1 protein-coding gene is annotated in these 6,173 nt (G+C 44.7%); it reads left to right on the forward strand.

The annotated features are described in order from the left end of the window. The coding region (locus ACFSKV_RS20335) for a CARDB domain-containing protein (protein WP_380807076.1) at nt 1-6,173 on the forward strand (6,173 nt) is incomplete at both ends.

Consider the following 6,173-nt stretch of genomic DNA (forward strand, 5'->3'; position numbering starts at 1 on the left):
CAGCCTTAATTTTTCCAAGTCGGGTTACCTGACTTCATCCTTTGGTCCTGTGACTGCAGATGTACCGGATGCGGTGATTTTGATGGAAGCAGGGGATCCGTTATGTGCGGGTATAGAGTGTCCTGAAGGTTCGATCTGTTTTAACGGACAGTGTATTCCCGAGATTTTCACGGTTACTGGAACAGTCCGGGATTTGGAAACCAATGGGCCATTGGCAGGGGCAAAAATAACTTTGGTTGGGGAGTGTACGCTTTGTCAATTTGATTGGTCTCAGGATGTGTTTACGGATTCCGAGGGGAATTTCAGCGTACAGCTTAGCTATGGTTCCAGCCTTAATTTTTCCAAGTCGGGTTACCTGACTTCATCCTTTGGTCCTGTGACTGCAGATGTACCGGATGCGGTGATTTTGATGGAAGCAGGGGATCCGTTATGTGCGGGTATAGAGTGTCCTGAAGGTTCGATCTGTTTTAACGGACAGTGTATTCCCGAGATTTTCACGGTTACTGGAACAGTCCGGGATTTGGAAACCAATGAGCCATTGGACGGGGCAAAAATAACACTGGTTGGGGAGTGTACGCTTTGTCAATTTGATTGGTCTCAGGATGTGTTTACGGATTCCGAGGGGAATTTCAGCGTACAGCTTAGCTATGGTTCCAGCCTTAATTTTTCCAAGTCGGGTTACCTGACTGCATCCTTTGGCCCTGTGACTGCAGATGTACCGGATGCGGTGGTTTTGATGGAGCTTACTGATCCATTATGTGTTGATGTAAATTGTCCAATCGGAACTGCTTGTTTCCAAGGAAACTGTGAGACCATTTTTTACTTTGTAAGTGGACAAGTGATTAATCAAGTCACAAGAGAACCGGTGGTTGGGGTTTTGGTTGATTCCCCGGATAAGGTAGGAACAGGCCCAATTCTTACTGATTCCAACGGATATTATACCATTACAGTGAATTATGGAGGTCAAATAACCTTTTCTAAGGTTGGGTATGAAAGCTTTACTACTCCCTCTGTAGTAGAAGAAACTTCAACTCTTCTTATTACCCTAAAAGGCACATGTGATGGGGTCTTCTGTAATATAGGTCAGCAGTGCTATGAAGGAGAATGTTATATCGCTTGTACAGCGGATCAGGATTGCCCTCCTGGTACTAGATGTGCCGGAAATGTGTGTCTTCCAAATGAAACTGATGTTCCTTTTGAAACCATCGTGGTTTCAGGAATAGTCAGAGATGCGGACTCTAATCTTCCAATTGCGAATGCCCGTGTATTTGGAACTCTTCAAGGGTATTATCAAAAAGAAGTTTTTACCGATTCTGATGGTTCTTATGAGATAGTTTTGAACGAAGGAGCAGGAATCACTTATTCCAAAACCGGATATGAATCTCAATCAATTGGACCTTTGGAAGTAGGTGATAGTGTATTTGACATAAACTTGGTATACAATCCTTGTCGTGATGTTACTTGTCCAATAGGTCAAGTCTGTGTAAGCGGTGAATGTAAAATAGCCTGTTCGGCCGATCAGGATTGTCCTCCGGGCACCTTCTGCATGGGTGGGGCATGTATTTCAGAAGCAGAACTCTGTTTGGTGGCAGATTGTCCTCCGGGAACAATATGTGACAATGGCCGATGTCTCACCCCAGAAGATCCTTGCTTCAACTCTAGTTGTCCACTGGGAAGCTTTTGTGTGGATGGTACCTGCTATGAATCAGATTCACCTTTCGTTACTATAGAAGGAGTAGTCAAGGATGCCAAAACAGGATCAGGGCTCGGTGATGCGGACATCATCGTGGGGGAAAATTACAAGTCGTTTATCACCCAAAGGGGCGGAACTTTCAGCGTGCAAGTTCCAATCGGGATGGGAGTAGAATTCACCAAGTGGGACTACACTTCCACTACCATTCCTCCGGTCACGGGGCCTCAGTCTGGCTTGGAAATCGACCTTTATAAAAATTGGTGTCTGATCCACAGTTGCCAACCTGGACAGGTATGTATCAATGGTAGGTGCGAGACGATTTTCTACACGCTATCCGGAACTGTTCGGGATGATATTACCAATCAACCGCTCTCCGGTGTGACGGTGACTACCGCGGCCGCAGAGGTGATGACTGATGAAAACGGCAATTACACCATAGAAGTGATATTAGGAAATGTAGTGGTCTTCCTGAAGGATGGATATAGGAATTTCCAGACAGGTGCTATCAACGAAGACAATGGGGCCTTGGATGTGAACCTGATTCCAGGCAATTGTACTGCAGACAGTTGTGAGCCGGGATTTGTCTGTGAAAACGGGGAATGTGTGCCCGATCCTTGCGCGGACTCTAGTTGCCCACCTGGAGAATTCTGCTTTAATGGATTCTGTGTGCCTTATGGGGATATGACGATTTTTGGAACAGTTAAGGATATTGTAACAGGTGAGCCGGTGGCTGCCTCAGCTGTGGTTGACGGTAAGCCAACCTTGGTGGATTACAATGGGTTCTTTATTGTTCAAGTTCCTTATGGAGAGCGAATTCTATTTATTGCTGAAGGTTATGAATGGGAATATTCTCCTTTCCTCACCGAAGACTTCCAAGTGTTGGAGATTCTGATGACTCCAGTGGCTAATTGTGAAAATGTCAGCTGTCCACCGGGAACCATCTGTGACAACGGAGTTTGTAAAGATCCTTGCGAGGAGGTAACATGTCCTCCGGGAGAGGCCTGCTTCGGAGGTCAATGTTTCCCAGTAGCTTGTGAATCGAGTCTTACAGCTTTGCAGGTATCTCCTGAGGTAGGAGACTCCAATACAGAGTTTACCTTTACTATCTCTTACAAGGATCCGGCGAATATCAAGCCTGCATTTGGTTATCCTCAACTCCAGCTTTCCTATGAAAGTGCGGTTCTCGGCCAGCCAGGATTGACTGTTTTTTATGAAATGAACGAGGTGGATCCTAACGATGTGGATGTTAGAGATGGAAAACTTTACCAAGTCACGGTTTCTGGATTATCCGAGAATTCAGGTCTTACTTCCTATGTTACTGTTCAGAATGAAGCTGCATGTACCGTTGATACACCTGAGATCTCAGTTCCGAAAGTTGCTGACAACAATCTTGACCTGGCTATTTTTGCAAATAACATATCGTTCTCTACAGAAAATCCGATTGAAAACGAGGTAGTGACCATATTTGCCAGGATCAGAAATCTATCTGATTTCCCTGCAGAAAACTTTGTGGTCTCTGCCTACGATGGAGAAACTCAGGTCTTCTCCACCACGGTGGATCTGTTGGAGGCAGGAAAGAATCGGGACTTCTCTTGGACTTACAGCTTTGAAGAAGCAGGATTCTATCCAATCAAGGTAGTGATAGATGAGACGGACCAAGTTGAGGAAATCAATGAGCTGAACAATTTTGCAATCAGGCCACTTTTGGTCGGCAACTTTGTGCTCCCTGGCGGAATAGAGGCAAGTGCCAGTCCAAATACCACTACAGTCTATGTGAACAGTTCGGTGACGGTATCAGGTTCTGCCCAATACTTTGGAATCGAAGAAGGGGTGAATCCGAATGTGGTAGGGGCTAATGTGTCCATTAGTTTCGAAGGTGGAAGTACCCAGACGACAACGGACACCAATGGTAATTTCAGAAGAAGCATCAAGATGCCATCGGTACCGGGAATCTACACCTTTACAGGTTCAGTCACGGATTACACCCTCAGTGCGGAATTGCCAAGCTTCCAAGTCGAGGTAATTCCATACCCTGAAAAACCTGATTTAACCACCGCTTTGGTACTGAATCAGACTGAAATAATCGCAGGAGAGGAGATAAGCGGAACAGCTACCGTGAGCAATATAGGTGAATTGACTGCAGTGAATTTCACATTGAGAATTCAGTCCTGTGAGGGGTTGATTCAAGATATTCTGATTCCTTCACTTGCACCGGGTGAGTCGCTAAGCTATAACTTCACGACTAGTATTTCTAGTACTATCGGTTCTTGTTTTGCCAAAAACAACTGTTCAATCACTGCCATTGCGGATGTGAATAATCAGGTAGATGAAAAGACAAGGGTTAATAATACCCAAAGTAGGGGCATTACAGTATATCCAGAATTACCGGATCTGACCGCCGCCAATTCTATCATTTCCACCGGCAGCCGTATGGTTGATCCGTTCAACTTTACCGTAAGGGTGGATAATATCGGTGGGGTAGCAGTTAGCCAAAACTTCTCGGTGAATGTCTATTTGGATGATGTATTGATTGATAGCCGTCAGTTTGAAGAACTGGAAAAATGCGGTCAAATCTCCTATCCATTGACCGTAGAGTTTTCTTCTGCAGTTGACCAAACGATAAGAATCAAGGTTGACGAACCTCTGGGCAGTGGTGCTATTACCGAATACAAGGAGGACAACAATGAATTTGTACGTCTGGTCCGGTACTTACCGCCTCCAGTGGAGATTCCAAACTTGTACATTACCAATACACTTCTTTCTGTGAATCCGGCTTTGCCAGAGGCAGGACAGAATTTCTTGATCCAAGCTAAAATCAGAAATACAGGAAATGCCCCTGCGGAAGAGGATTTCGAGGTCAACTTCCGAGTAGAAGAAAATGGGGTGTTTAGAAATGAGCGGATTACAATTTCAGGGGGATTACTTCCTGGCGGTGAAGCGACTGCTCAGCTTGAAACCTCACTCACTCAATTCGGGAACAATGGACTTTTGGTCGAAATTGATCCTGATAATCTCATTGAGGAAAGCTCCAAATTTGACAATAAGGCCAGCATGCCATTGTGTGTCGACTTGGTTGCTGTGAAGTCAGGTTCAATTTGGGGAAGTACCTTCTTTGTGGATACCCCACAAACACTTTCTGGAAGGGTAAGAAATACAGGACTGTTTACTGCCTACAATGTCAGAGTGGATTTCTTGCTGAATGGGGCAGAAATAGGAAATGTGATTATTCCAGAGTTGAAACCAAGCTTTAGCTCTCAAGGTCAGCTGGTCACTTTGCCCTATGTGTTTAGAACCACCGGAGTATTCCAGTTGGAATTGGTTGTGGATAAAAATGAAGCGTATGTGGAATGCAATGAGTCGAATAATTCCGCATCAGGTGAAATAAGAGTTCGGGATCAGCAACCTGACTTGAGAATTTTGTCCGAATACATTTCCCCAAGCGAGCTCAATCCCGATCCAGATGAAGAGGTTAATCTGTTTGTTTCCTTCGAAAATATAGGAGTTGCCGATGCCCAGCCTTTCAAAGTCAGGGTAACTGTTGATGATGTACCGTTGGGAGTGGATATCCCTGTCAATGGATTGGCTGCCGGTCAATTGAGTACTGTTCCGGTTGCTGTTCCATACAGCAGTCCGACTGCCGGAATCAAGGTAGTGAGAGGAATTATCGACGTGGATCGGGAATCTGATGATGTCAGCTATGCTAACAATGAGGCCACAAGGGCATTGGTTGTAGGACGAGCACCAAATCTATTCTTCACCAATATTGATTTCAGTACTTATTGTCCAAATGTGGGAGAACAGGTAGAAATCCATGTTGATATAGAAAATGAAGGCGATTTGGCTGCAGATGCCGAAGTTCATTTCTATTATTTGACCGAGACAGATACCATTCCGATTGATTTCGTGCCGATTTCTGTGGATTTGCTAAGTTCCACTTCCACATCCATCAATTGGACTGTAGTCAATCCGGAGTATAGAATCTTGGCAGAAATCAAAAACTCTGATCCTCAGGAATTCAATGATTTGGATAACAGAATTTTTGGAGAGTTTGTAGATGTAATTCCTCCGGTTGTTAAAGTCAAAGGAATAACGGTATATCTGGATGAAAATGGAGAAGCATCACTACTTCCTGAGGATATTGATGATGGTTCATTCGATCAGGAGTGTGGTATCGCTTCACTTTCCCTGGATAGAAATGTGCTTGATTGCTCCTTTGTTGGAACACCAACTCTTATTACGTTGACAGCCGTAGATTTTGCTGGAAATGAAGCAAGTGCAGAAGCTGAGGTAATAGTATTGGATGAAATAATACCATTAATCACAACCAACGGCGACCAAGCTGTGGATGCTGAAACAGGACTTTGCTCTGCAATTGTAGAAGTAACCGCCAGTGCTACTGATAACTGTTCGGTTGGAGAACCAACAGGAATAAGAAGTGACGGCTTGGCATTGACCGATCCGTATTCTGTGGGTGTAACCA

Source organism: Shivajiella indica (genome assembly GCF_042683085.1).
GTDB classification, from domain to species: Bacteria; Bacteroidota; Bacteroidia; order Cytophagales; family Cyclobacteriaceae; genus Shivajiella; species Shivajiella indica.